The organism is Bacillus sp. PS95 (assembly GCF_037963565.1).
GTDB lineage: Bacteria > Bacillota > Bacilli > Bacillales > Bacillaceae > Bacillus > Bacillus subtilis.
Genome location: NZ_CP150160.1, coordinates 3853172 through 3877587, shown reverse-complemented (window position 1 = coordinate 3877587; position 24416 = coordinate 3853172). Strand labels below are relative to the sequence as shown.

The 24416-nt window shown below is 45.1% G+C and carries 26 protein-coding genes; 20 read left to right on the top strand and 6 right to left on the bottom strand.

Annotated features, from left to right (window positions below; genetic code table 11):
- Window positions 1–11: 11 nt before the first annotated feature.
- Together qoxC and qoxD are read left to right on the top strand one after the other, a co-directional pair.
- Window positions 12–626, top strand: a complete 615-nt coding sequence (gene qoxC, locus NSQ12_RS20190) for a cytochrome aa3 quinol oxidase subunit III (RefSeq protein ID WP_003227409.1) — start codon at window positions 12–14, stop codon at window positions 624–626.
- Between the two features lies 1 nt (window position 627).
- A complete protein-coding gene (gene qoxD / locus NSQ12_RS20185; RefSeq protein ID WP_003227410.1) occupies window positions 628–1002 on the top strand; it encodes a cytochrome aa3 quinol oxidase subunit IV in 375 nt (124 codons plus the stop codon).
- Window positions 1003–1044: 42 nt separating this feature from the next.
- Here the strand turns inward: qoxD and ywcE are convergent, their stop codons facing one another.
- A complete protein-coding gene (gene ywcE / locus NSQ12_RS20180) occupies window positions 1045–1308 on the bottom strand; it encodes a spore morphogenesis/germination protein YwcE (protein ID WP_339175482.1) in 264 nt (87 codons plus the stop codon).
- Between the two features lie 495 nt (window positions 1309–1803).
- On the opposite strand from ywcE, the gene rodA reads away from it, so the two are divergent.
- The 3 genes from rodA (at window position 1804) to NSQ12_RS20165 (ending at window position 5015) form a co-directional block, all read left to right on the top strand.
- Window positions 1804–2985: a cell shape-determining peptidoglycan glycosyltransferase RodA gene (gene rodA / locus NSQ12_RS20175; protein ID WP_015250943.1), complete on the top strand. Its 1182-nt coding sequence runs from the start codon at window positions 1804–1806 to the stop codon at window positions 2983–2985.
- A 105-nt stretch (window positions 2986–3090) separates the two neighbouring features.
- Window positions 3091–3840 carry an oxygen-insensitive NADPH nitroreductase gene (gene nfsA, locus NSQ12_RS20170; RefSeq protein ID WP_017696211.1) on the top strand — a complete coding sequence of 250 codons (750 nt, stop codon included), beginning with the start codon at window positions 3091–3093 and terminating at the stop codon, window positions 3838–3840.
- Window positions 3841–4013: 173 nt separating this feature from the next.
- Window positions 4014–5015 (top strand): LLM class flavin-dependent oxidoreductase, encoded by a 1002-nt coding sequence (locus tag NSQ12_RS20165; protein ID WP_032722719.1) that lies wholly within the window; start codon window positions 4014–4016, stop codon window positions 5013–5015.
- Window positions 5016–5052: 37 nt separating this feature from the next.
- Here NSQ12_RS20165 and vpr read toward each other — a convergent pair whose 3' ends face one another.
- Window positions 5053–7473, bottom strand: a complete 2421-nt coding sequence (vpr, locus tag NSQ12_RS20160) for a serine protease Vpr (RefSeq protein WP_160221891.1) — start codon at window positions 7471–7473, stop codon at window positions 5053–5055.
- A 529-nt stretch (window positions 7474–8002) separates the two neighbouring features.
- On the opposite strand from vpr, the gene NSQ12_RS20155 reads away from it, so the two are divergent.
- Window positions 8003–8305, top strand: a complete 303-nt coding sequence (locus tag NSQ12_RS20155) for a hypothetical protein (protein ID WP_003222155.1) — start codon at window positions 8003–8005, stop codon at window positions 8303–8305.
- Between the two features lie 39 nt (window positions 8306–8344).
- Window positions 8345–9175: a sac operon transcriptional antiterminator SacT gene (gene sacT / locus NSQ12_RS20150; protein WP_103031203.1), complete on the top strand. Its 831-nt coding sequence runs from the start codon at window positions 8345–8347 to the stop codon at window positions 9173–9175.
- A gap of 38 nt (window positions 9176–9213) precedes the next feature.
- Here sacT and NSQ12_RS20145 read toward each other — a convergent pair whose 3' ends face one another.
- Window positions 9214–9984 (bottom strand): formate/nitrite transporter family protein, encoded by a 771-nt coding sequence (locus NSQ12_RS20145; RefSeq protein ID WP_033883421.1) that lies wholly within the window; start codon window positions 9982–9984, stop codon window positions 9214–9216.
- A gap of 301 nt (window positions 9985–10285) precedes the next feature.
- Here NSQ12_RS20145 and scrA point away from each other — a divergent pair, with 301 nt between their 5' ends.
- The 3 genes from scrA (at window position 10286) to NSQ12_RS20130 (ending at window position 13449) form a co-directional block, all read left to right on the top strand.
- Window positions 10286–11671 (top strand): PTS system sucrose transporter subunit IIBC, encoded by a 1386-nt coding sequence (scrA, locus tag NSQ12_RS20140; RefSeq protein ID WP_160221890.1) that lies wholly within the window; start codon window positions 10286–10288, stop codon window positions 11669–11671.
- Window positions 11668–13107 carry a sucrose-6-phosphate hydrolase gene (gene sacA / locus NSQ12_RS20135; RefSeq protein WP_160221889.1) on the top strand — a complete coding sequence of 480 codons (1440 nt, stop codon included), beginning with the start codon at window positions 11668–11670 and terminating at the stop codon, window positions 13105–13107. The genes scrA and sacA overlap by 4 nt, the downstream gene beginning before the upstream one ends.
- Before the next feature lie 93 nt (window positions 13108–13200).
- Window positions 13201–13449: a hypothetical protein gene (locus NSQ12_RS20130; protein ID WP_088327213.1), complete on the top strand. Its 249-nt coding sequence runs from the start codon at window positions 13201–13203 to the stop codon at window positions 13447–13449.
- 90 nt (window positions 13450–13539) lie between these two features.
- Here the strand turns inward: NSQ12_RS20130 and NSQ12_RS20125 are convergent, their stop codons facing one another.
- Window positions 13540–14355 (bottom strand): bifunctional hydroxymethylpyrimidine kinase/phosphomethylpyrimidine kinase, encoded by an 816-nt coding sequence (locus tag NSQ12_RS20125; protein ID WP_014665830.1) that lies wholly within the window; start codon window positions 14353–14355, stop codon window positions 13540–13542.
- Between the two features lie 143 nt (window positions 14356–14498).
- Here NSQ12_RS20125 and NSQ12_RS20120 point away from each other — a divergent pair, with 143 nt between their 5' ends.
- The 5 genes from NSQ12_RS20120 (at window position 14499) to NSQ12_RS20100 (ending at window position 17633) form a co-directional block, all read left to right on the top strand.
- Complete coding sequence (locus tag NSQ12_RS20120) at window positions 14499–14837, top strand: PadR family transcriptional regulator (protein ID WP_003227432.1); 339 nt, start codon at window positions 14499–14501, stop codon at window positions 14835–14837.
- A complete protein-coding gene (locus NSQ12_RS20115; RefSeq protein ID WP_088327211.1) occupies window positions 14830–15465 on the top strand; it encodes a permease prefix domain 1-containing protein in 636 nt (211 codons plus the stop codon). Before NSQ12_RS20120 ends, NSQ12_RS20115 begins: the two co-directional genes overlap by 8 nt.
- A gap of 47 nt (window positions 15466–15512) precedes the next feature.
- A complete protein-coding gene (locus NSQ12_RS20110; RefSeq protein ID WP_088327209.1) occupies window positions 15513–16046 on the top strand; it encodes a hypothetical protein in 534 nt (177 codons plus the stop codon).
- Window positions 16047–16135: 89 nt separating this feature from the next.
- Window positions 16136–16942: a glycosyltransferase family 2 protein gene (locus tag NSQ12_RS20105; protein WP_085185480.1), complete on the top strand. Its 807-nt coding sequence runs from the start codon at window positions 16136–16138 to the stop codon at window positions 16940–16942.
- A gap of 13 nt (window positions 16943–16955) precedes the next feature.
- Complete coding sequence (locus NSQ12_RS20100; RefSeq protein ID WP_014478341.1) at window positions 16956–17633, top strand: uracil-DNA glycosylase; 678 nt, start codon at window positions 16956–16958, stop codon at window positions 17631–17633.
- A 24-nt stretch (window positions 17634–17657) separates the two neighbouring features.
- Here the strand turns inward: NSQ12_RS20100 and NSQ12_RS20095 are convergent, their stop codons facing one another.
- Entirely contained in the window at window positions 17658–19028 is a 1371-nt protein-coding gene (locus NSQ12_RS20095) for an aldehyde dehydrogenase (RefSeq protein WP_088327207.1), read from the bottom strand.
- Window positions 19029–19195: 167 nt separating this feature from the next.
- On the opposite strand from NSQ12_RS20095, the gene NSQ12_RS20090 reads away from it, so the two are divergent.
- The 3 genes from NSQ12_RS20090 (at window position 19196) to NSQ12_RS20080 (ending at window position 21288) form a co-directional block, all read left to right on the top strand.
- A complete protein-coding gene (locus tag NSQ12_RS20090; RefSeq protein ID WP_003243806.1) occupies window positions 19196–19513 on the top strand; it encodes a YwdI family protein in 318 nt (105 codons plus the stop codon).
- Window positions 19514–19532: 19 nt separating this feature from the next.
- Window positions 19533–20855: a purine/pyrimidine permease gene (locus NSQ12_RS20085; RefSeq protein ID WP_015384975.1), complete on the top strand. Its 1323-nt coding sequence runs from the start codon at window positions 19533–19535 to the stop codon at window positions 20853–20855.
- A 61-nt stretch (window positions 20856–20916) separates the two neighbouring features.
- Window positions 20917–21288, top strand: a complete 372-nt coding sequence (locus NSQ12_RS20080; protein ID WP_003227446.1) for a DUF423 domain-containing protein — start codon at window positions 20917–20919, stop codon at window positions 21286–21288.
- 43 nt (window positions 21289–21331) lie between these two features.
- On the opposite strand, the gene gerQ is transcribed toward NSQ12_RS20080, so the two are convergent.
- Window positions 21332–21877 carry a spore coat protein GerQ gene (gerQ, locus tag NSQ12_RS20075; RefSeq protein ID WP_014481253.1) on the bottom strand — a complete coding sequence of 182 codons (546 nt, stop codon included), beginning with the start codon at window positions 21875–21877 and terminating at the stop codon, window positions 21332–21334.
- 319 nt (window positions 21878–22196) lie between these two features.
- Between gerQ and spsA the strand changes: the two genes are divergently transcribed.
- Window positions 22197–22967, top strand: a complete 771-nt coding sequence (spsA, locus tag NSQ12_RS20070) for a spore coat dTDP-glycosyltransferase SpsA (protein ID WP_015250957.1) — start codon at window positions 22197–22199, stop codon at window positions 22965–22967.
- Between the two features lie 4 nt (window positions 22968–22971).
- The gene (locus tag NSQ12_RS20065; protein ID WP_015714912.1) at window positions 22972–24396 is read left to right on the top strand and encodes a CDP-glycerol glycerophosphotransferase family protein; all 1425 of its coding nucleotides are present in this window, start codon (window positions 22972–22974) and stop codon (window positions 24394–24396) included.
- Window positions 24397–24416: the final 20 nt, after the last annotated feature.

The following is a 24416-nucleotide window of genomic DNA, read 5'->3' as shown; positions in this document are numbered from 1 at the left end:
AGGCGTGAGTTATGGAACATGCAGAACACGGCAATTCTAACGCGCCTATGGAATATCAATCTGAAACCGGCAGACTTAATATTCTCGGGTTTTGGATCTTTTTAGGGGCAGAAATTGTGTTGTTCTCAACACTATTTGCAACCTTCTTCGTTCTTAAAAACAGAACAGCTGGAGGTGTCTTGCCAGACGAACTATTTGAAGTCAATCTGGTAATGATTATGACGTTCTTGCTGCTGATCAGCAGCTTTACCTGCGGGATCGCTGTTCATGAAATGCGCCGCGGAAGTTTAAAAGGCGTAGTCATTTGGACAATTATCACTCTTCTTCTCGGTGCCGGCTTCGTCGGATGCGAGATCAACGAGTTTGTTCACTATGTACATGAAGGAGCGGCTCTCAGTACAAGTGCGTTCTGGTCTGGATTCTTTGTTTTACTTGGAACTCACGGAACTCACGTAACAATCGGGATTTTCTGGATCACAGGAATTCTGATTCAGTTGAAGAAACGCGGCTTAACTCCGCAAACTTCATCTAAAATCTTTATCTCAAGCTTGTACTGGCACTTCTTAGATGTTGTATGGATTTTCATCTTTACAGGTGTCTATCTCATGGGATTGGGGGGTCTGTAAAATGGCAAACAAATCTGCTGAACACAGTCACTTTCCATGGAAACACATTGTAGGTTTTATCCTGTCTATCGTTTTGACCCTGCTGGCTCTATGGGTTGCAGTGTATACTGACCTGAGCTCATCAGCAAAACTTTGGATTATCTTCGGCTTCGCCTTCATTCAGGCGGCGCTGCAGCTTCTCATGTTCATGCATATGACAGAGAGCGAAAACGGCACGATCCAAGTCGGAAACACACTGTTCGGATTCTTTGGCGCGATCGTTATCGTACTTGGATCCATCTGGATTTTCGCGGCTCACTATCACCATGGTGACCATATGGACGGAAATCCTCCTGGAGGCGCTGAACACTCAGAGCATTCTGGCCATAACGAATAATACAAAAAACCCTCTTCATTGGAAGAGGGTTTTTTGCTGTCTTCAGCTGCTTCGCTTTCTGCGAAGATACGGAAGGCCGTAAATGATAAATGCGGCGATATGAGCGACAAAGACGTTAACGGCAAACAAGATAATCATGAGAGTGTGTCCAAGTGGAGAAAGGCTTTCTGTTGCGTAAAAGAAGAAGAATACCCACATTAAAATGATTGGCGGAATAGCTGAGAGTGCGACTTTTTTGTTATCAAGCCAAATAAAGAGAGGCGTTGCGCTGGCAACCAGTAAGTAAGCAAAAAACATGTCCATCATACCCGTCTCCTTTCATTTTGTGATAACGTTTACAAAAATGAAATAGAGGAACTGAGTTGTGTCTGTTTTGTGATTGTTTTTTGAACATTCTGTTACAATTATTATACCATGTTTTCCAGAAATTGATACGTGTTTTTGCAGAAATGGACTGGATCTATCGTCTTATTTTTTTCGTTTAATGTGCTAGGAGAATGTATGGGCATGGGGCTCTGAATTTTTAGCTGTTTCTTATGAGGTATCACATTATTTGGGAACATAACACATTATCGCATTCGTTTTTTAACAAATTCTTTTGGTATGGCGTTTTTTTCATTTGAAAAGTTTTGTGTCAATCGAAACATTTCGGTTTATGATACGTCATATTTCGTGTAGCTGAAAAAGTGCCGCAAATGCTGAAAAAACATAAAAGGAAGCGAGCTTCACGTGTCATCTTGAACGTGGTTCATGTATAATAAACATTAGTGATTTTCCGATGAAAATGTAAGGCGGGATAGAATGAGTCGATATAAGAAACAGCAAAGCCCCTTTTATCAGGGGGATTTGATTTTTATATTTGGTGTGTTTTTTATTATAAGCGTAGTATCAATTTATGCTGCCGGTCAGTTTGGGCAGTATGGGAACACGGATTGGATTCAGCAAATTGTGTTTTATTTTTTGGGGGCTGTTGCCATTACAGTTCTTTTGTACTTTGATTTAGAACAGCTTGAAAAGTTAAGTTTATATATTTTTATCATTGGTATTTTATCTTTGATTATTCTTAAAATCAGTCCCGAGTCTATTGCACCTGTTATTAAAGGGGCAAAAAGTTGGTTTAGGATCGGTAGAATAACAATACAGCCGTCAGAGTTTATGAAGGTTGGTTTAATTATGATGCTTGCTTCAGTTATTGGAAAAGCTAATCCTAAAGGAGTTCGGACGCTTAGGGATGATATCCACTTGTTATTAAAGATTGCGGGTGTCGCAGTTATTCCTGTAGGTCTTATCCTGATGCAGGATGCTGGGACTGCGGGAATATGTATGTTTATCGTTCTTGTAATGGTTTTTATGTCAGGTATAAATTGGAAATTGATTGCGATCATAGCTGGTTCAGGTATCTTACTCATTTCATTAATTTTATTAGTAATGATAAACTTTCCTGACGTTGCTAAATCAGTTGGAATACAGGATTATCAAATTAAGCGGGTCACTTCTTGGGTGTCTGCTTCAAATGAGACACAGGAAGATTCAAATGACAGCTGGCAAGTTGACCAGGCCATCATGGCAATAGGATCTGGTGGTATTTTAGGTAATGGTATTTCTAATTTGAAGGTTTATGTTCCAGAGAGTACGACTGACTTTATCTTTTCTATAATAGGTGAGTCATTTGGCTTTATAGGCTGTGCAATTGTTGTCATCATGTTCTTCTTTTTAATCTACAGGCTTGTTGTTCTGATAGACAAAATACATCCGTTTAACCGTTTCGCTTCTTTCTTTTGCGTTGGCTATACGGCGTTAATTGTGATCCACACATTCCAGAATATCGGAATGAACATCGGCATTATGCCTGTTACCGGGATTCCGCTGCTGTTTGTCAGCTATGGGGGAAGCTCGACACTTTCCACGTTAATCGGATTTGGAATTGTATATAATGCAAGTGTGCAGCTGACGAAATACAGAAGTTATCTTTTTAATTCTTAATATGCAGACAGCCTTTACAGAGGCTGTCTTTTTTTGTGCAGAGCATTTCGCTTTTGAGATCACTTTTTTTCGGATATGATAAAAAGTGATAAGGAGGTTTTTGTGATGAATAACACAATCGAAACCATTTTGAATCATCGGTCAATCCGGTCTTTTACTGATCAGCTTTTGACAGCTGAAGAAATTGATACATTAGTGAAAAGTGCGCAGGCTGCGTCTACATCCAGCTATGTGCAGGCATATTCGATTATCGGGGTTTCTGATCCTGAGAAAAAACGTGAGCTGTCCGTGCTTGCTGGGAATCAGCCTTACGTTGAGAAGAACGGACACTTTTTTGTATTTTGTGCGGATTTGTACCGCCATCAAAAACTGGCTGAGGAAAAAGGTGAACATATTTCTGAGCTGCTCGAGAATACAGAAATGTTTATGGTTAGCTTGATTGATGCGGCGCTGGCAGCGCAAAATATGAGCATTGCCGCTGAATCCATGGGGCTTGGCATTTGCTATATCGGCGGCATTCGGAATGAACTGGACAAGGTGACAGAGGTGCTGCAAACGCCTGACCATGTGCTCCCGCTTTTCGGACTGGCAGTAGGCCATCCTGCGAACCTTTCCGGCAAAAAACCGAGATTGCCAAAGCAGGCCGTTTATCATGAGAATACGTATAATGTGAACACAGACGATTTCCGTCATACTATGAATACGTATGACAAAACCATTTCTGATTACTATAGAGAAAGAACAAACGGGCAGCGGGAAGAAACGTGGTCCGATCAAATACTGAACTTTATGAAGCAAAAGCCGCGTACGTATTTAAATGACTACGTGAAAGAAAAGGGCTTTAATAAAAACTAAAGCAAACCTCTCCGTCTGGAGGGGTTTTTATGTTTCACGTGTAACATATTCCGACAAATAGGGACAGGCTTTCACAAATAAATGGCGAATGATAGGAGACACTGATAAGCAGTGTGAGCGGCTTTGGAGAAAAAATAGAAGATCAGTGATACGATGAGGATGAGGTGGTAGGGATGGTTTCATTAAGTATATTAGATCAATCTCCAGTATCAGAGGGCAGCAATGCTGAAACGGCCTTACAGCAAACCGTTGCGCTTGCTCAAGCTGCTGAGGACCTTGGATATAAGAGATTTTGGGTTTCTGAGCATCACTTTTCAAAACGGCTGGCAGGGTCCAGTCCTGAGGTGCTAATCAGTCATATAGCGGCGAAAACAAAGCGAATCCGTGTTGGATCAGGAGGAGTCATGCTGCCGCATTACAGTGCTTATAAAGTAGCTGAAAACTTTCGTGTTCTGGAGGGGCTGACACCAGGAAGAATTGACCTAGGGCTTGGCAGAGCACCGGGGGGAATGCCGATTGCATCATGGGCGCTGAATGACGGCGGTAAGCGCAATGCTGATCAGTATCCGCAGCAAATTAAGGAGCTGACCATGTATTTGCATGATTTGGCGGATGACAAACACCGTTTTCCGAATCTGACGGCTGCGCCGCATATTTCAACGGCTCCGGATGTGTGGCTGCTCGGCTCATCTGGAGAAAGCGCGCTGCTCGCAGCTGAATCTGGCGCTGGCTATATGTTTGCCCATTTTATCAATGGAGAGGGCGGAGAGGGTACTGTCAGACAGTATAAGAGACGATTCAAACCGTCTGTGTTAGGAGATACGCCTCGAGCGGCAGTTGCTGTTTTTGTTCTTTGTGCTGACACGGAGGAGAAGGCAGAGGAGCTTGGGGCTGTGCTTGATTTTACACTTTTGGCGGGAGAGCAGGGTATTCCTTTAGAGGGAGTTCCTTCGTATGAAGCTGTTCGGAAAAATACGTATTCTCCTTATGAACAGAGACGAATTGCTGATAATCGAAATCGAATGATTGTCGGTACGAAAGAACAGGTTAAGGAGCGGCTGCTAGCTTTGAGTAAAGCGTATGAAACAGAGGAAATCATGGTGGTGACCATCACACATCATTTTGAAGATAAGCTCCGATCGTATCGATTATTGCAGGAGGCGTTTGCTGACTGATCTTTAAAAAGCCCTGCCGATTCGGCAGGGCTTTTTCTTATTCAACAGTGAAAGGTTCTTCGGTCAAAACCTGGCTTGACTTGCCTTTGTTCGCGGCATATGCGAGCAAGTAATACTCTCCGGCCGGAAGTTTGGTTCCGCCATTAATCGTGCCGTCCCAGTCAAAGTACTGGTAACCTTTATCTTGGTTTTTATAAATGCCGGCTTGGCCTGCGAAATCAAGGTTGCTGTCATAGACGAGGAACGCTAGCTCTTCCGCTCCCGCAGGAAGGTAGGTTTCAATTTGATAGGTACCTTGTACAGACCCTTCGCTGACAGAGACAGATGTGACTCTCGGATAATCGGGCTCTTTCACAATCAGCAATGTAGGTACCTTAGCGACCGTTTTTCCGCCTTCTCTGACGATAACCGTTCCTTCATAGGTGCCAGCTTTTGTTTTCTTCGTATTGACCTTTACTTTTGCAGTGGCTTTCCCGGTTTGATGTGCCGGAATCACAACACGACTTGTGCCGGATGTGGAGATGCCGCTGCCATTAAATGAGTATTCCAGTGTGTATGATTTTCTAATGGAAGATTGATTTTCAATCGTAAACGTTTCTTTTTTCGTTTCGTTTCCGTTTTCCTTCAAGAACGTGCCGTATGAATAGCTTCCAGGTGAGACGAGCGAATCTGCTTTGATTGCGTTCATGATTCTTGCGCTGCCTGCGCCTTGAGCGTTATGCGGATATACTTCCCCATCGCTATCCTTTAAAGTGACAGCGGTATTCATGATGGCGGTTTTAATCTGTTCAACGCTCCACTTTGGCTTGGCTTGTTTAATAACGGCAACCGCTCCGGCAATATGAGGCGATGCCATGCTTGTTCCTTGTTTTGATCCGTAGCCGTATGGATGGTCAGGATCGTGTGTTGGGATCGTGCTCACGATATTGACCCCTGGCGCGGAAATATCAGGCTTAATCATCCACGTATCCATAACAGGGCCGCGTGATGAGAAATCAGCCACTTGTTCACCGAGCGCTTTTGAGACCGTCAACTTGAATGTTGTTTTTGTCTCACCAGCTTTCAGGGCGCTGACGAGTTTTTCGCCGTCTTCTAATGAAAGCTTAATCGTTGGGACAGACATGCCTGGCACATTGGCTTCAATTTCTCCAGAGAGGTTGTTATACACAACCATGCCGATTGCACCGGCTTTTTTAGCGTTATCCGCTTTATCCACAAATGCAATGCTGCCTCGTTTGACAACGGCGACTTTGCCTGTCAGGTCTTTCCCTTCAAAATCCTTTGCTTCGCCGATTCCCGCTTCGACAAGCTCAACTTCTTTGTTATTGAGCGCTTTGACTTCGTCCTCCTTGTTATAGCCCATCACTTTTGCTGAAGAGTAGGAGCCGAATGTGACGGCGTATTCATTGAGCGGCAGCTGAGTCGCACCGACAGAAATCGCTTCTCTTGATGTGCCCGGCGATCCGACTGTCCAGCCGTTCGGTCCGCTGTTGCCGTTTGAGGTAACAGCGACAACGCCTTCTGACATGGCCCAGTCAAGCGCTGTGCTTGTCGCCCAGTCCGGGTTGTTTAAAGAGTTTCCGAGAGACAGGTTCATCACATCTGCTCCGTCCTGCACTGCACGTTCCACACCGGCGATGACGTTTTCCGTTGTGCCGCTTCCACCAGGCCCTAACACACGATAAGCAAGAAGTGTTGCATCAGGCGCTACGCCTTTAATTGTTCCGTTTGCAGCCACAGTTCCGGCTACGTGTGTGCCGTGGTCAGTCGCTCCGCCCCTCGGATCGCCTGTTGGTGTTTCTTTTGGATCGTAATCATTGTCCACAAAATCGTATCCTTTATATTGTCCAAAGTTTTTCTTCAGATCTGGGTGATTGTATTCAACCCCAGTGTCAATAATCGCCACCTTGATGCCTTTTCCTGTGTAGCCTAAATCCCATGCATCGTTTGCTCCGATATAAGGCGCACTGTCATCCATTTGCGGAGATACGGCGTCTTCGGAGATTGTGACGTCTTTATCCTTCATATTGTCTGTTTTATATGTGACGTTCGGGTACACTGCCTTAACGTCTTTTACCGCGAGAAGTTTTGGAATCTCATTAGCTGGAAGCTTCATAGAGAAGCCTGAGAATACCTGCTCATATTCCCGGTTTACTTTTCCGTTTTTCACCGCTTTGATTGCTTTGTTTTTTGCTTTTGTGCGAGCGGTTTTCAGCTTGCTTTTCGATTGGCTTTCTCCCGCTTCCTTCGCTTCTGCCAAGGATTTTTCTTTTAATTCCACTATAACGGTTGTTTTTTTGCTTGTCGTCATATCGATATCACCGAATACCTCGGCTTTTTCCAGATCAGCCGACGTTTTTGAAGAAGCCGGAGCTGCCTGGACGCCCGTAATACCTGTGGATAACGCAAAAAATAAGACGAAACTTACAAGCAGAAAGCGAATGATCCCCTTTTTCAATGTGTTTCCCCCTTTGTATTTAGAAAAAATGTGAAAGATCTAGTATATATTTCTTGAAAATTCAAAAAAATCCTTGTGTCATTTGGACCATTTATTGGATTTTGTTTGTGTATAACGAAGGAGTTATACACAGAACCCTGTGTATAAGTGAATAAACCTGTGTATATATATAGTTAGGAATATACGTTCGTATACAAAATATAGATAGAGTTTGTGGACATGTGGATATCTCTTGTGATTAAGTTGTTCTTATCTTTGGGATAACTTGTGTATAAAGTTTTTAAAGCGGTTCTCCAATTTTCATTTCAATTCTTTCAGCTTTCAACAAAACTTCTAAAAACTAGTTGGTTTTTTCACTCATATTGTGACAAAGAATTCTCTTTCCACGGTCTATCATAGAGTCATGAGTTTTGCTAGAGCTGCTAGTTTGCGAGAAAAGAAATCGGCCGTCTTTTCTTGCGGGCTGCGGCTGAGAAAACGGGCTGCTAAAAAGGCTGCCTGCCAAAAAGAAGCGGAGGGATGTTTTTCTATGAAACGTTTGCTTGTATCTTTACGGGTGTGGATGGTCTTTTTGATGAACTGGGTGACGCCGGACAGAAAAACTGCGGCTGCCGCGGTCTATTCGGCTCAGCGTACATACCAAAGAAAGGCGGCTGTGCAGGCCGCAGGACTCGTTTCGTTTTATGAGTGGCGGATGGCTGTGAATGAGGAAGAAAAGCAGAAAGCGAAAGCCGCCGCGCTTTATAAAAGAAGATGTTTGCAAGCCTTCAAGGAATCGCCAAAGCAGGAGAGAGCGGGCCCGCATCTTTACATGGCGGTCAAAAGGAGGTAAAATCCCAGTCAAAAGCAAATTGGCGGGAGAGATAACCTCTTGAAAATCTATAAAGTATTAAACAACAATGCGGCTTTAATAAAAGAGGATGATCAGGAAAAAATCGTGATGGGACCGGGAATCGCTTTTCAAAAAAAGAAAAATGATCTCATCCCTATGAATAAAGTGGAAAAAATCTTTGTCGTGCGCGACGAGAATGAAAAGTTCAAACAAATCCTGCAAACACTGCCGGAGGAGCATATAGAAATAGCTGAGGATATCATCAGCTATGCGGAAGGAGAGCTCGCGGCGCCGCTGAGCGATCACATTCATATCGCGCTTTCTGACCATTTGTCCTTTGCGATCGAAAGGATTCAAAATGGGCTGCTTGTGCAGAATAAATTGCTGCATGAGATAAAGGCGCTCTATAAAAAAGAATATGAGATCGGCCTGTGGGCGATCGGACATGTAAAAGAGACATTGGGCATGTCTCTGCCTGAAGATGAAGCGGGTTATATTGCCCTTCACATCCATACGGCGAAGATGGATGCGGAGAGCATGTATTCGGCGCTGAAGCATACGACCATGATCAAAGAAATGATAGAGAAAATAGAACAATACTTTAATCGAAAGGTGGATGAAAACAGCATTTCCTATCAACGCCTTGTCACGCATTTGCGATACGCGGTCAGCCGGTTGGAATCAAATGAAGCGCTCCATCGTATGGACGAGGAGATGCTTTATTTCATCCAAAAAAAGTATTCATTCGCCTATCAATGTGCGCTGGAGCTGGCGGAGTTTTTGAAAAATGAATATCAATTACATTTGCCGGAAACCGAGGCCGGCTATATCACGCTGCATGTCCAGCGTCTTCAAGATCTCTCGGAATAACCGATTTGACTTGCAGGGAGTGATCTCTGGAAGTTTTTTTATTGATCAGGATTCAGTGTGTAGTACATCCAGCCCATCATGACTATTCCCGCGGTCAGATTGCCGAGCGTAACGGGGATTAAGTTTCTGACTGCTCCCATCAGTGTCACTGTATCAGGGTGCTCGATCAAAAGCGAGATGGCGAATGTGCACATATTGGCAATGCTGTGTTCAAAGCCGGAAATAAAGAAGCAGAAAACGAAAAGCATCATGGTAAAAAGCTTTGCTCCTTCCCCTTTGAGAGACATTGGAATGAAAAAGGCGAGGCATACAAGCCAATTGCACAGCATTCCTCTGAAAAACAATTCGGAAGCCGGCGGCTCTATTTTGTGCTCTGCCAAATGAATCAAAAAGGAATGAACAGAAGGCTCCTCAAAAAGTCCCGTCGCGCTGATCAGGATGGCAAACAGAATGGCGCCGATTAAATTGCCGGCATAGCTTGACATCCACAAGTACAGGGTGTTGCGCCAGCTGAGTTTTTTCCGGAGCGCGGTATAGGTGAAATAAAAGGTGTTGCCGGTAAATAAATCTCCGCCTCCGTAAGCAATCATCAGAATAGCGGCCCCGAAAGTGACAGCGGCTGCCGGAAAGGCAAACGGAGAATCAGCCATAAAGAAATAGCTGCCTGTTTTGCTTGCGGCTGTAATGCCAAAACCAATAAACATACTGGCCAAAATGGACCGAAGCACATAACGGATTTTGCTTGAAGCGAATATGTTTTGTTTTTTCAAAGCATACTGTTCAACCTTTTGTAATGCTTGAGTTTCCATTGTCTTTTCCTGCTTTCTTTCATGATTGAGCATAGTATAGCACGATATTGTGAAGTATTTCACAATTAATTTTTACGAATTTTTGTCTACATGTTTTATCAAACTATTTAACTAAAAAAATAGTTGACGAAAACGCTGTCATGATTTATGATGAAAGCGTATTCTTAATCTGAATAAGCGGGATTGTGACTGGTAAAGCAGGCAAGACCTAAAATTTGCGTAAATGAAAAAGGATCGCTGTGTCCTTTATTCGTTGGCGAATTTTAGGTCTTTTTTGTTTAAATAAAAGGGGGAGAAATAGATGGATTACAAAGAGACTGCAAAACGCCTCATTGAGCTTCTCGGAGGGAAAGAAAATATTATCAGCGCGGCTCATTGTGCAACAAGACTGCGTTTAGTGATGAAAGATGAATCAAAGATAGATCAAGCACAAGTAGAAGAGCTTGATGGCGTCAAAGGGGCTTTCAGCAGCTCTGGCCAGTACCAGATCATTTTCGGAACAGGCCTTGTGAATAAAGTATTCGATGCCTTTTCTAAAGAAGCTGATATCGAGCGTGAAGAACACGTCAATCATCAGGATGCGGCAAAAGAAAAGCTGAATCCCGCTGCGAGATTTGCGAAAACGCTTTCTAATATTTTTGTCCCAATTATCCCGGCTATTGTGGCCAGCGGCCTGTTAATGGGATTGCTGGGTATGATCAATGCGTTTCATTGGATGAGCAAGGATTCTGCGCTTTTGCAGCTGCTTGATATGTTTTCAAGTGCAGCATTCATTTTCTTGCCGATTCTAATCGGGGTCAGCGCTTCAAAAGAGTTTGGCAGCAATCCATACTTGGGAGCGGTCATCGGGGGAATCATGATTCATCCGTCTCTTTTAAATCCATGGGGATTGGCGGAAGCCACACCTGATTATATGCATCTTTTCGGATTTGATATCGCGCTTCTAGGCTATCAGGGAACTGTCATCCCTATTCTGCTGGCGGTTTATGTAATGAGCAAGGTAGAGAAATGGACAAGAAAAGTGGTTCCGCATGCGGTAGACTTGCTTGTTACACCTTTTGTTACTGTAATTGTCACCGGGTTTGTTGCTTTTATCGCGATTGGCCCTCTGGGAAGAGCCCTTGGCTCCGGGATTACGGTTGCTTTAACTTATGTGTATGACCATGCCGGTTTTGTTGCAGGTTTGATTTTCGGGGGCACGTATTCACTCATCGTGCTGACAGGTGTTCATCACAGCTTCCATGCGATTGAGGCGGGGTTAATTGCAGATATAGGCAAAAACTACTTGCTGCCTATCTGGTCAATGGCGAATGTCGCACAGGGCGGGGCAGGCCTTGCCGTCTTCTTTATGGCGAAAAAGGCAAAGACAAAAGAAATCGCGCTTCCGGCAGCATTTTCCGCTTTTCTCGGCATTACTGAGCCCGTCATATTCGGAGTCAATCTTCGCTACCGAAAACCGTTTATCGCCGCGATGATCGGAGGCGCATTGGGTGGGGCATATGTCGTCTTTACACATGTAGCTGCAAACGCTTACGGGTTAACGGGAATTCCGATGATCGCCATTGCGGCTCCGTTTGGCGTCAGCAACTTGATTCACTATCTGATTGGCATGGCGATTGCAGCAGTGTCAGCGTTCATTGCAGCATTTGTCATGAAGATTAATGAGGATGAGGAGAGGAAAAAATGACAGCACATGACCAGGAGCTTCGTCGCCGGGCTTATGAAGAAGTGGAGAAAAAAGAGCCCATCGCTAACAGCGATCCGCACCGCCAGCATTTTCATATCATGCCGCCGGTTGGGCTGCTGAATGACCCGAATGGCGTGATTTATTGGAAGGGCAGCTATCATGTATTCTTTCAGTGGCAGCCGTTTCAGACGGGGCACGGCGCAAAATTTTGGGGGCATTATACGACACAGGATGTTGTGAATTGGAAGCGGGAAGAGATTGCGCTGGCTCCGAGTGATTGGTTTGATAAAAACGGCTGCTACTCGGGCAGCGCTGTCACGAAAGACGATCGGCTCTATCTGTTTTACACAGGAAATGTCAGGGATCAGGATGGAAATCGGGAAACGTATCAATGCCTTGCTGTTTCTGACGACGGGCTGTCCTTTGAGAAAAAGGGTGTTGTCGCCCGCCTTCCGGAAGGATATACGGCGCATTTTCGCGATCCGAAGGTATGGGAGCATGAAGGCACATGGTATATGGTGATTGGTGCGCAAACAGAGAATTTGAAAGGGCAGGCTGTATTGTTTGCTTCTGATAACCTGAGTGAGTGGAGATTTCTTGGCCCGATAACCGGCGCGGGCTTCAACGGGCTGGACGATTTTGGATACATGTGGGAATGCCCTGATTTGTTTTCCCTTCAAGGATCGGACGTGCTGATTGTTTCGCCTCAAGGGCTTGAGGCTGACGGTTTCCGTTATCAGAACGTATATCAATCAGGTTATTTTGTCGGCCGTCTTGATTATAACAAGCCTGAACTGAAGCATGGTGAATTTATGGAGCTTGATCAAGGTTTTGATTTTTACGCGCCGCAAACACTTGAAGATGATCAGGGCAGACGAATTTTGTTTGCATGGATGGCTGTGCCTGACCAGGATGAAGGATCTCATCCGACGATTGACTATCACTGGATTCACTGCATGACGCTGCCGAGACAGCTGACAATATCAGGCGAGAAGCTGATTCAGCAGCCGCTGCCTGAGCTAAAAGCCATGCGCAGAAATGAGAAAAAAATACACATCAACATGCATGGATCATCTGGTACGCTTCCAGTGGAAAAACCTGAAAGAACTGAGATTCTGCTGGAAGACATTCATACAGAGTCAGGCTTTTCAATCAGTATCCGCGGAACGGCTACGTTTTCCTTCCATAAAGACAAGGGGAATGTTACGCTGGAACGAAAGGGCTTTGACGGAAAAAGAACAGAAGCGAGACATTGCCGCATCAAGGATTTGCATACCGTGCACATGTTTATCGACGCATCCTCTGTTGAAATCTTTATCAATAACGGAGAAGAGGTCTTTAGTGCGAGATATTTTCCTTTCCCGGGAAATCATGAAGTAACAGCCAGTTCGACCGGGAAATCTGAAATGAATGTCAGAATTTGGACACTTATGTAGAAAATCCTTCTATTTTCTTATGTGAAATCTGAGCCATCTGTGCTATTCTTCAACGATAACCTACTATTTTTTTCTGTAAAAGGAGTTGTTTTCTTGAATATAAATGAACAGAAGATAACACCGGAATGTTTGGAAAAGGCTGCTAACCAAGTTGAAGATAAGCGGGAAGAATATAAGGATGTGCTGCTTCAGCTGAAAAAAATGCTTGGCGGAACAACGCCGCACAGTGAAACGGCGGAAATTCTCACGCGGGCATATGAACAAATGAAGGAATATGCACTTTTTGTTCAGTCGATAGAAACATTTTTGAGGAAATCTGCAAACAATTTAAAAATCAAATAAACAGGCTGCCGATGGGATCGGCAGTTTTTTCTGTGAAAAGTCTTCGGTGATTTAAAAAGGGCTGCCTCTTTGTTAGGCAGCCCCTTTTGTTTATGATTGTTGATTCAGGCGCAGTGCAGAATGCTTCGTAGGACCAACATACTGGTTTAGCGGGAAGGATTCTTTAATAGCCGCTGTGATGAATTCTTTCGCTGCGTAAATGGCTTCTTTGACTTCCGCACCTTTGGCGAGCTCCGCTGTCACGGCTGCTGAGAATGTACAGCCTGCGCCATGTGTATAAGGCGTATCGATCATTTCGCTTTCAAGGACTTCTGCTGTTTCTCCGTCATAGAGAACATCAACGGCTTTCTCATGTTTGAGTTTGCCTCCGCCTGTAATGACGACATATTGAGCGCCGAGTGCGTGAATTTTTTTCGCGGCTTCGATCATATCGTCAACTGTTTTTAGTTCATCCATGCCGCTGAGCTGGCTGGCTTCAAACAAGTTGGGCGTAATGACAGTGGCTAGCGGAGCCAATTGCTCACGCAGGGCTTGGGCGTGCTCCGGATAAAGGACTTCATTAGCACCTTTGCAAACCATAACCGGGTCAATTACCACATTTTTTAATTGTTTTTCTTTGATCGTTTTTGCCGCAAGCTCGATAATGTCAACGGTTGGCAGCATTCCTGTTTTCATGGCGTCCACGCCGATGCCGTCCGTAATTGTTGCAAGCTGGGCGCGGATTGTATCAGTATCGATCGGGAATACCTGATGGTCCCAGCTGTTGTTTGGGTCCATCGCAACGATCACCGTTAAGGCGGTCATCCCGTATACGTTTTTTTCTTGAAATGTTTTTAAATCAGCTTGAATCCCAGCACCGCCGCTGGAATCTGAGCCGGCAATGGTGAGTGCTTTATGCATAGACATGTCTTGAACCTCCATCATGTTTTGTCTTTCATTATAGTTAGATTTTCTCTGTATCACAATATAGAAGATCTATAGGAATCATTTGACAATCTCAACGGGCTTTCGTAAAATGCTACATAAGAAAACTAGGTAGGGGTTTTGAGATGTTAAATCGTGAGCTGGTTAAGGGAAGCACGGTTATATTGGTATTGACGCTTCTGAACGAGCGGCCGATGTACGGCTATGAGCTTGTAAAAGAAATGGGAAGCCGCAGCGGAAATGAACTGCAGATGAAAGAAGGGACCTTGTATCCTTCTCTTCACAAGCTTGAACGCCAAGGGTATATTTCTTCCTACTGGGAGAAGCAGGAGAAAGGACCGGACCGCAAATATTACCGGATTACAGACGAGGGCAAAGAAGTGCTGGCGGAACGCACGAAGGAATGGAGCGTATTTTCAGCCATGATGGACCGAATACTGAAGTGGAGCGGACAAAATGGATAAAGAAACATATGTATCCGAAATCAAAAGCGGGCTTAAAGGGCTTCCTGAGGGTGAGGCGATGATAGAAGAGATTGAGAGCCATATTGAACATCATCTGTTTCGCTCTTTTCAGGAAGGAAAGAGTGAGGAGGAAGCTATGCAGACTTTATTGCAGGCGTTTGGAACACCAACTGACATTGTTTCTTCGTTTAAGAAAATACAGCCAGTAACGTTCCGTGCGTTTTTGATGTTCCATCTTTTCTGTAACAGTGCCCTATTCGCTGTCGGCATTGCGATTACAATAATGCATGTATGGCTTGAATCACCGTTTGTTCAAGCAGTATGGAAAGGCATTTCTGTTTCTGTTTGGCTGATCTTAGCTGCATATATGATCTACTGGGTGCTGATTGGGTATCAAGGCGTGAAGGAGTTTGGAAAACGCGGAGAAAAGCTTGTTCTACATACGATTCTGATCTCAATGGTGCCAAACGTCAGTTTTATGCTTGTTTTTCTATTCAATGTAATTCCTGCTGCGCTGTTTCAATCCTTGTTGACACCTTGGTTTGTTGGAACTTGTGCTATTGCAACGCTGTTATTTCCGTTATTTGGCCGAATGGGCTGTTATATTGGCAGGCGTCAGCTTGCCTGATTTTTTAGATATATACATAGAAATTCTATGTAAAGGAGGTGTAGTTCGTGAGGATTAGCTCTTGTTTATATGGTTTTGTAGCTCATGGGGCAGTATTTTTGTTTACTGGTGGCTGCATGCTCTTGGCTATGGCAGCCAGCTTGCCTTTTGTTTTTCTGCTTGATCGGCTGCCTGATGTCGTCTTTACAGCAGGTGCCATTCTTACGCTGCTATGTTCATATGCTTATGTCTGGTTTTGGGCGGTCCGATTTGCATATAACCAGAAAATGCGCCTGTTTGAGGTTCAATTGGGGTCCTTTGTGGTGCTGGCCCTCATGATATCTTTGTTTTTATTGGATGGATCTAGTATGAAAGACATCATGATGAATTGGGACGATACAGGCTGTGCTTTTGTTCCGCCGGCTTTTACATTTTTGTGTCTTTCTTATGCACTGGTGCTGCTGCCGGTCTATCAATCTAAGCTGTGGCGTCTTATCCTTCCGAATGGCGTCCGCCTGAAAGATCTCTTTCATGTCTTTGGAAATCTGATGCTGATCATGGTGCTTCTGATCGGAGCCACTTTGCTGTTTCTATCATTGTAGTATGCCGTTTCAGTAGGATATTCCCACTGATCTCCCGTCCAATATATGTTTTAATAGTACATGACTATGAAAATGAGAAGGAGAGCATCATGAAGATTTCTATCGTAATTGTGACCTATAATCGGATTCCGGCTTTGTGTGAGCTTTTGGAGTCGATTTCCCGCCAGACCTTGAAGCCGTATGAAATTATTATTGTGAATGATGCCGGGGAATCGGTCGTGCCGGTCAAAGCACTTTATCCGGAACTGCCGATTGCTGTCATCAATTTAGAAAAGAACTCGGGGCATGTGGCTGCGAGAAATGCCGGTGTAAAAGAGGCGTCTGGCGATTGCATTATGCTGTGTGATGACGATGATTTCTTTACGCCAGGGCATATCGAGAAAATGACAAAGGAAATAGAAACGGCAGACTTCGTTCATTCTGATGCGGAAATAGTTTCGTTTGAAGAGAAAAACGGAACAAGATATCCAGTGTCACGGAAATTGTTTGCTTATACCGCTGACTATGAGGATATGAGAGTGTTTTCTACATACGTGCCGTCGGGCAGCATGTACAGACGTTTTCTGCATGATGAAATCGGGTATTTCGATGCTGATGTGCACAATTACTGGGATTGGGATTTTTATTTACGCGTGGCCAAGGATTACCGGGTGAAGCGTGTCCCTTGCGCCAGTGTGATTTATGCTTTCAGTGACGCGGGAGACAATCAGTCTGCGGACCTTGGCGCCAAGCGGAAGCAATATTTGGATCGTTTAAGTGAAAAGCACGGACTCGGGGAGCTGCCGACGAAAAACTTTGCCGTCCTGCTTGAAGAGCCTGAGATGAAGAGGCGGGAAGCAAAAAGTGAAATGGTTTGGGATGGCGAGCCTGTCTATTCCAGACTTCATCGTTCGTAAGGAGGCCTGAATCTTGAAACAGCTTTTACAAGACAGCTGGTGGAATCAGCTAAAGGAAGAGTTTGAGAAACCGTATTATCAAGAGCTCAGAGAGATGCTGAAGAGGGAATACGCGGAGCAAACGATTTATCCGGACAGCCGGGATATTTTCAACGCGCTGCATTATACATCATATGATGATGTCAAGGTCGTCATTCTGGGACAAGATCCGTATCACGGGCCGGGACAGGCTCAAGGTTTAAGCTTCTCTGTCAAGCCCGGTGTAAAGCAGCCGCCTTCGTTAAAAAATATTTTTCTTGAACTGCAGCAGGACATCGGGTGCAGCATCCCGAATCACGGGTCGCTTGTGAGCTGGGCAAAGCAAGGTGTTCTTTTGCTGAATACTGTGCTGACAGTAAGGCGCGGACAGGCGAATTCCCATAAGGGAAAAGGCTGGGAGCGACTGACGGACCGAATTATTGACGTGCTGAATGAAAGGGAGCGGCCGGTTATCTTTATTTTGTGGGGACGGCATGCTCAAATGAAAAAAGAACGGATCGACACGTCCAAGCATTTTATCATTGAATCGACGCATCCCAGCCCGTTTTCTGCGAGAAACGGATTTTTCGGGAGCAGACCGTTTTCCCGGGCGAATGCCTATTTGGAGAAAATGGGAGAGGCGCCGATTGATTGGTGTATTAAGGATTTGTAAAAAGCGCAGATACTCTGCGCTTTTTTATTTGAGTATTTTTCGAATCATTCGCAGCCCATTTTTGGAGGAAGGATAACGAAATGCGAAGTCGAAGCGGTTCGTTTGTTTGACGACGCTTTTTTTGTGCGTGAATGTGTTAAAACTGTCAAACCCGTGATAGCTGCCGATGCCGCTTTCCCCGACGCCGCCGAATGGCAAATACGGCGTCGCCACATGCATTAACGTATCATTGACACAGCCCCCGCCAAACGACAGATTTCCTAAAACAGCGCGCTCAATTTCTTTGTTTGTGGTGAAGAGATACAGGGCGAGCGGCTTAGGGCGCGATTGGACTTTTTCAATGACTTCCCCGATATTCCGGTATGTAAAGAGCGGAAGAATCGGCCCGAAAATCTCCTCCTGCATCACTTGAGAGTCATCTCTCACTTGTTCGAGAATGGTCGGCGCAATTTTGTGATGATCGGGATCAGATTGTCCGCCTGTGAGCAGGATGCCGTCATTCAGAAAGCTGAGCAGCCGCTGATAGTGGCGCTCACTGACGATTTTGCCGTACTGTGAATTCTGTTCCGGCTGAGGGCCGTAAAATTCTCTGATCGCACGCTTCATTTCTTCTGTGAGCTTCGTTTTGATGTCCTCGTGGACAAATAAATAATCCGGTGCGATGCAGGTTTGTCCCGCATTTGTAAATTTCCCGAAGACGATGCGTTTGGCGGCAAGCTGAATGTCAGCATCTTTATGGACGATGCAGGGGCTTTTGCCGCCGAGCTCCAAGGTTACGGGAATTAATTGTTTGGCGGCGGCCTCCATGACGATTTTTCCTACAGCTACACTGCCTGTAAAGAAAATGTAGTCAAAGGGCTGCTGTAATAATGCTGTGCTGACATCGGGCCCGCCTTCTGCCATAGCGACATAATCAGTAGGAAAAACGCTGCTGATGAGTTTGGAAAGAATAGCAGAAACAGCCGGCGTATATTCTGATGGCTTGAGAACGACCGTGTTCCCCGCCGCAATGGCTCCAATCAACGGAGAAAGCGCCAGCTGCAAGGGATAGTTCCAAGGTGCAATCACCAAAACGGTTCCATACGGCTCAGGAATGATGATGCTTTTGGAGCCTAGATGAGTCAGCGGCGTTTTGACTCGTTTCGGCTTGGACCATTTTTTCAGCCGTTTCATGACAAAGCTGATTTCCTCCAAGACGATTCCGATTTCTGTTGAGTATGCTTCTTGCTCGGATTTGTGGAGATCCTGGTAGAGAGCGGCTATGAGATCGGCTTCATGAGTTCTGACGGCTTGTTTCAGCTTTCGCAAAATGTTCAGTCTCGATTCAAGCGGTCTCGTATGTCCCGCCGCAAAATAGGCTTTATGCTTGCTGATGATAGAGGGGATGCTGTTCATTCCGTTTCTCCTTTTTGTAATGTATGGTGATTTATTATGTGAAAAATCTCTTCTGCTTGTCAATCGCGCAAGGTTTGTCAGAAAAAATAACAAACTCATATCTGCGTTTACAGCAGGAATTTGATAAAATGCAGGAAGACAACATTTATTTTTTTGGAGGGTGCTTCATGAACATTCATATATCTGCATTAATTCAAAAGATGGAAGAGGAGCTGAAAAAAGCAAAAACAGCTGAACGGGATGAGGAGCTGAAGCGTTATGTAGCGGTTGTCCGTTCTCTGTGTGATGTCGTGCTTGATCAGCCGGAGAACGCGAGCGCGCCCCGCATACAGCCGAGCGTTACGCCAAGTCCCGCCGCGCCGCCATCGACAGACCAGCTGATGATGGAAAAAATGATGGGGAGCGCGGGATTAAACAAATATCGAAAGCAAGAAAAAGAGAAGCAGGAAGAGGATGGAAACGGAGAGTCTTTATTTGATTTTTAAAGAGAGAGGTTGAGCTTACGTGAAATTGGTTCTTGGCGCGCTGCAATGGACAGCGTTTATTATTGCTGCGGCGATTGTTGTTCCGGTGGCGGTTGCCCAGTCGTTTCATCTGGATCACTCAGATTCTGCAAGATTGATTCAAAGCACTTTTTTTGTACTGGGAATTGCCGCCGTCATTCAGTGTTTGAAAGGCCACAGACTGCCGATCAATGAAAGCCCAGCCGGCTTGTGGTGGGGAGTGTATACGATCTACGCAGGGCTGACGGGAACTGTGTTTGCGACATATGGAGACACACTGCGGGGGTTGCAGGGAGCTCTTCTTGTAAGCGCTGTATGTTTCTTTTTGTTAAGTGTTTTCAAGGTCATTGACAGACTTGCAAAATTGTTTACTCCGGTTGTAACGGGCGTCTATTTATTGCTTCTTGTCATGCAGCTGAGTCAGCCCATTATAAAAGGAATTCTCGGAATCGGTTATCGACAGGACGGGGTGGACGGTCTTGTATTTGGCCTGGCGCTTGTTGTGATCGCTGCCGCTTTTATAATGACAAATTCGAACATCATGTTTTTTAAGCAATATTCTATTTTATTAGCCTTGTTCGGCGGGTGGGTGCTGTTTGCGGCTGCCGGAGCGGCAAAGCCGATTGAAATGCCGGACCGGCTGTTTCAGCTGCCTTCCCTGTTTCCTTTTGGGACACCGTTATTTAACAGCGGCCTGATCATCACTTCTATTTTTATTACCATCTTGCTGATTGTGAATATGCTGGCGAGCATGAAGGTTGTGGACATCGCCGTGAAAAAATTCAGCAAACAGCCTGATGGAAAGCATCATGAACGCCATGCCGGTTTTGCCGCTTCATTCAGCCATCTGCTTAGCGGTTTGACGGGAGCTATTGCGCCTGTTCCGATTTCGGGAGCCGCGGGTTTTATTGAAACGACCAAAATGCCTTCTAAAAAACCGTTTATGCTCGGCAGTATTCTGGTTATCGTGATCAGCGTAATCCCGTTTTTTATGAATACGTTTGCGAGCCTGCCGTCACCCGTTGGATTTGCGGTGAATTTTGTTGTGTTCTCCGCAATGGGCGGTCTGGCCTTTGCCGAATTTGATTCATATGAGAAAGAAGAATCAAAAAGGGTGAGGTCTATCATCGGTATCTCACTGCTGACAGGGGTCGGTATCATGTTTGTTCCTGAAACTGCGTTAAAGGGATTGCATCCGGTATTTATTTCTCTATTAAGCAACGGGCTCGTATTAGGGACGCTTGCTGCAATAGCAGCTGACCAGTTCCAGCTTTGGCGCAGGAGAAAATCCGACAATCTCGTGTCAACGGAGAACAAACATTGAATTTTGGTGCAGGTGCGATAAGATAAATGATATGAGTTTAACGAAAAGGCGGGAGAGATAGATGAAAGTTTTTATCATATTAGGGGCCATTAACGCCCTGCTTGCCGTGGGACTCGGAGCATTCGGCGCTCACGGATTAGAAGGGAAAATACCTGATAAATATCTTCAGGTTTGGCACACAGGCGTGCAGTATCATATGTATCACGCCCTTGGGTTATTCGTTGTCGCGTTTCTGGCTGATAAATTATCCGGCATAGGCAGTGTCACGACAGCCGGCTGGCTGATGTTTGCGGGAATTGTGCTGTTTTCCGGAAGCTTATATATTCTAAGTGTGACGCAAATCTCCATTCTTGGAGCGATCACCCCGCTCGGCGGTGTGGCGTTTATTATTTCTTGGATTATGATCGTTGTCGCAGCCGTCAAATATCTATAATCAAAAAAGCCAATCCTCATCATATGAGTGATTGGCTTTTTTCTTATCTTGGCGAATAGGACGCCATGGAATATGGATACGTATAAGCAATTTCTTCATCAAATGTAATGTAATCGAGGTAGATTGTCAGGAGCAGGTAGCGTGTTCCTGATTTCGGGTCGCTGATAATAATGTGATCCCGGCCCGCAGCTTCGATGACGCCGCGAAAAATCTTCGAGCCCCATTCCTTGCTGTTTTCAAATGTCATATAAATGGTGGCCGTTTTTCCCCGATTCAGGCGCAAAATATTCTCGATGTAAGATTCCTCAACAGGCAGCATGCCGGGAACGCTTTGGCCCGGTCCTGACGGTGTAGGCCCCGATGGAATTTGAAAACCGCCGCCCTGCTGCTGGCCCGGGAATCCAAATCCCTGCTGTCCTTGTTGTCCTTGCTGTCCCTGCTGCATTGGCATCATTGGCTGCATCCCCATTGGCTGCATTTGTGAGCCTTGGCCTTGCTGCGGGTACGGGTTGGCGCCAAACTGAGGCTGATACCCCTGCATATTATCAAATGCCTGCATTTGCTGATATTGATTTTTTTTCGGTTTCATATCGTTCCTCCTTTTTATGAAAACCATTCAAAACATGTTCTGGATGTATAGGTGAACGCTCCGCGATGACTCACCTCCGATGGAAAACGATCTTAGTCGCTGGTGCGATTTTTATCTCTTTCACCTTATGAGGCTGATGCTTGGATTATGCTGAAAAAGAACAGCGGACCGATCAGATTTCGCTCTGGGCAGCCGCTGTTTTTCAGAGACATACACAAACTTTTCGCATATTGGTTTGTATCCCTAGCGCAACTTGAGCATAAGCAACATAAGATAACGATAGTTTCAGGTGTGAAGTTCCAAGAAGGAGGTGTAGGATTTGCCTAAAGTATCAGTCATTATGACGAGCTATAACAAAAGCGATTATGTGGCAAAGTCCATTTCTAGCATACTCTCACAAACGTTTTCAGATTTTGAATTGTTTATTATGGATGACAACTCCAATGAAGAGACGCTGAATGTAATCCGTCCTTTTTTGAATGATAACCGAGTGCGTTTTTATCAAAGCGATATATCTGGAGTGAAGGAAAGAACAGAAAAAACGAGATACGCGGCACTGATCAATCAGGCGATTGAGATGGCGGAGGGTGAATATATCACCTATGCGACGGATGACAACATCTATATGCCGGACCGCCTCCTGAAAATGGTGCGGGAGCTCGATACCCATCCTGAAAAGGCTGTGATTTACTCAGCCTCCAAAACCTATCATTTAAACGAGAATCGCGACATTGTAAAAGAAACTGTCAGGCCTGCCGCTCAAGTGACATGGAACGCACCGTGCGCAATTGATCATTGCTCGGTGATGCACAGGTATTCGGTGCTTGAGAAGGTAAAGGAGAAGTTTGGCTCCTATTGGGATGAAAGCCCGGCGTTTTACCGTATAGGAGATGCCCGGTTCTTTTGGAGAGTCAATCATTTTTATCCGTTTTACCCACTGGATGAGGAGCTGGACCTGAATTATATTACCGACCAATCGATTCACTTTCAGCTGTTTGAATCAGAAAAAAATGAATTTGTCAGGAACCTTCCTCCGCAGCGAAATTGCCGAGAGCTGCGTGAATCATTAAAAAAGCTTGGAATGGGGTGAGAGCTTGTCGGCCTATTTAAGCAATTATTGGGTGCTGTACCGGAAGTACGTGGAGCTTTTTGACAAACTTCGCTACAAAGGGATTCCGCTTGGGCTTATCAGTAATTTTTATCAATACATCAGCCCTGAGCTGAGGGTGATGATGGAAGAAGAACCGGAATTATTCGGATCGGTGGATCAGCATATCGATGAGGGACAGATTCAGCCGTTTTTTGAAGAAAGAATCCAAAAAATCGTTAAAACAAATGACAAACCTGTTAAAGGGAAAGTCATTTTGCACTTTGATTACCTGCGTTTTTCAAACGGAAATTACTATCAATTTGATCCTGAAAAAACGGCTGTTTTGGCCAGATGGAGTTTGCCGCATTATTGTGATCTGCCTGTAATTAGCAAGCGGGAGATTGCGGATTCATGCCAAAAAGGCGATTCGAAGCAGTATCTCGAAACAGCCTGTTCGCTTCTCGCCCCTTATGATGATCACCCGGCATTTGGTGATCAAGCGTTTCGCGACCGGCTTTTCAAAGATATTCCTTTATTTATAGAGGCCATTGATACAGTTGATGCGCTGTTTGAACAGGAAAAGATTTCAGCTGTTATTGTCGGAACGGCAGAAGACATTTACAGCAGGGTGCTCGCTCTCATGTGTCAAAGAAAAGGGGCCGTCAGCATTTGTCTTCAGCATGGCGCATTGATGGGAGATGAAGCCTTCATTCCTGTTTTTACAACCTATCAAGCTGTTTTTGGTGCGTATGAAGCAGAGTGGTTCATACGAAAAGGCTGTAAACCCGAGCAGATTCTCGTAACGGGACATCCCCGCTTCGATCAGATTTTTAACAGAACGCCTATGGATATGTCCATATTCTATCGAAAACTTGCTTTTCAGCCGACTAAAAAAATTGTGCTCATTGCCACTCAGCCCTTTTCAGAAGACTTTTATTCCGGTGTGCTGCAGGGGCTTTCTGATCAGAAGCAGCTGCAGATCATTATCAAACCCCACCCGTGGGAAATCGGAAAAAACAAGCTTGATCTGTATCACGAGGCGGCGAAAAAACATAAAGCATGCAGAGTCATCAAAAAGGAGCTGGAGCTTTATGATTTGCTGCCGTATGCTGATGCCGCAGTGACGCAGACCTCGACAGTCGGTCTTGAAGCCATGCTGTTTCAAAAGCCTGTGCTGATCGGAAAATCGTCCGGAAATCGCTCGTATCCGTATTATGAGTCTCTTGGCGATTTTATGTTTGACCAGCCGGATGAACTGGTGCACACCTTGGTTGAGGTTCTTCGAAGTCCCGACGTGCATCAAAAAGCAGAAGAGGCGCGCCTGGCATTCATAGCGGCTAATTATCCGGTGGCAGAATCAACAAATGCTTTATTTGCGGAACTGAAAGCCAAAACAGGGGTTGATTACAGGCGGGAAGATACTGAATAAAATGATAGGAGCGCAAAGAA

Excerpts from the sequence above, each read along its gene's own strand:
- nfsA (WP_017696211.1), top strand. The coding sequence starts at position 3,091 with ATGAATAACACAATCGAAACCATTTTGAATCATCGGTCAATCCGGTCT.
- NSQ12_RS20090 (WP_003243806.1), top strand. The coding sequence starts at position 19,196 with ATGAACATTCATATATCTGCATTAATTCAAAAGATGGAAGAGGAGCTG.
- NSQ12_RS20165 (WP_032722719.1), top strand. The coding sequence starts at position 4,014 with ATGGTTTCATTAAGTATATTAGATCAATCTCCAGTATCAGAGGGCAGC.
- NSQ12_RS20080 (WP_003227446.1), top strand. The coding sequence starts at position 20,917 with ATGAAAGTTTTTATCATATTAGGGGCCATTAACGCCCTGCTTGCCGTG.
- NSQ12_RS20105 (WP_085185480.1), top strand. The coding sequence starts at position 16,136 with ATGAAGATTTCTATCGTAATTGTGACCTATAATCGGATTCCGGCTTTG.
- qoxC (WP_003227409.1), top strand. The coding sequence starts at position 12 with ATGGAACATGCAGAACACGGCAATTCTAACGCGCCTATGGAATATCAA.
- NSQ12_RS20155 (WP_003222155.1), top strand. The coding sequence starts at position 8,003 with ATGAAACGTTTGCTTGTATCTTTACGGGTGTGGATGGTCTTTTTGATG.
- qoxD (WP_003227410.1), top strand. The coding sequence starts at position 628 with ATGGCAAACAAATCTGCTGAACACAGTCACTTTCCATGGAAACACATT.
- NSQ12_RS20115 (WP_088327211.1), top strand. The coding sequence starts at position 14,830 with ATGGATAAAGAAACATATGTATCCGAAATCAAAAGCGGGCTTAAAGGG.
- NSQ12_RS20125 (WP_014665830.1), bottom strand. The coding sequence starts at position 14,355 with ATGTCTATGCATAAAGCACTCACCATTGCCGGCTCAGATTCCAGCGGC.
- ywcE (WP_339175482.1), bottom strand. The coding sequence starts at position 1,308 with ATGATGGACATGTTTTTTGCTTACTTACTGGTTGCCAGCGCAACGCCT.
- gerQ (WP_014481253.1), bottom strand. The coding sequence starts at position 21,877 with ATGAAACCGAAAAAAAATCAATATCAGCAAATGCAGGCATTTGATAAT.
- NSQ12_RS20145 (WP_033883421.1), bottom strand. The coding sequence starts at position 9,984 with ATGGAAACTCAAGCATTACAAAAGGTTGAACAGTATGCTTTGAAAAAA.
- rodA (WP_015250943.1), top strand. The coding sequence starts at position 1,804 with ATGAGTCGATATAAGAAACAGCAAAGCCCCTTTTATCAGGGGGATTTG.
- NSQ12_RS20120 (WP_003227432.1), top strand. The coding sequence starts at position 14,499 with ATGTTAAATCGTGAGCTGGTTAAGGGAAGCACGGTTATATTGGTATTG.
- sacA (WP_160221889.1), top strand. The coding sequence starts at position 11,668 with ATGACAGCACATGACCAGGAGCTTCGTCGCCGGGCTTATGAAGAAGTG.
- scrA (WP_160221890.1), top strand. The coding sequence starts at position 10,286 with ATGGATTACAAAGAGACTGCAAAACGCCTCATTGAGCTTCTCGGAGGG.
- NSQ12_RS20095 (WP_088327207.1), bottom strand. The coding sequence starts at position 19,028 with ATGAACAGCATCCCCTCTATCATCAGCAAGCATAAAGCCTATTTTGCG.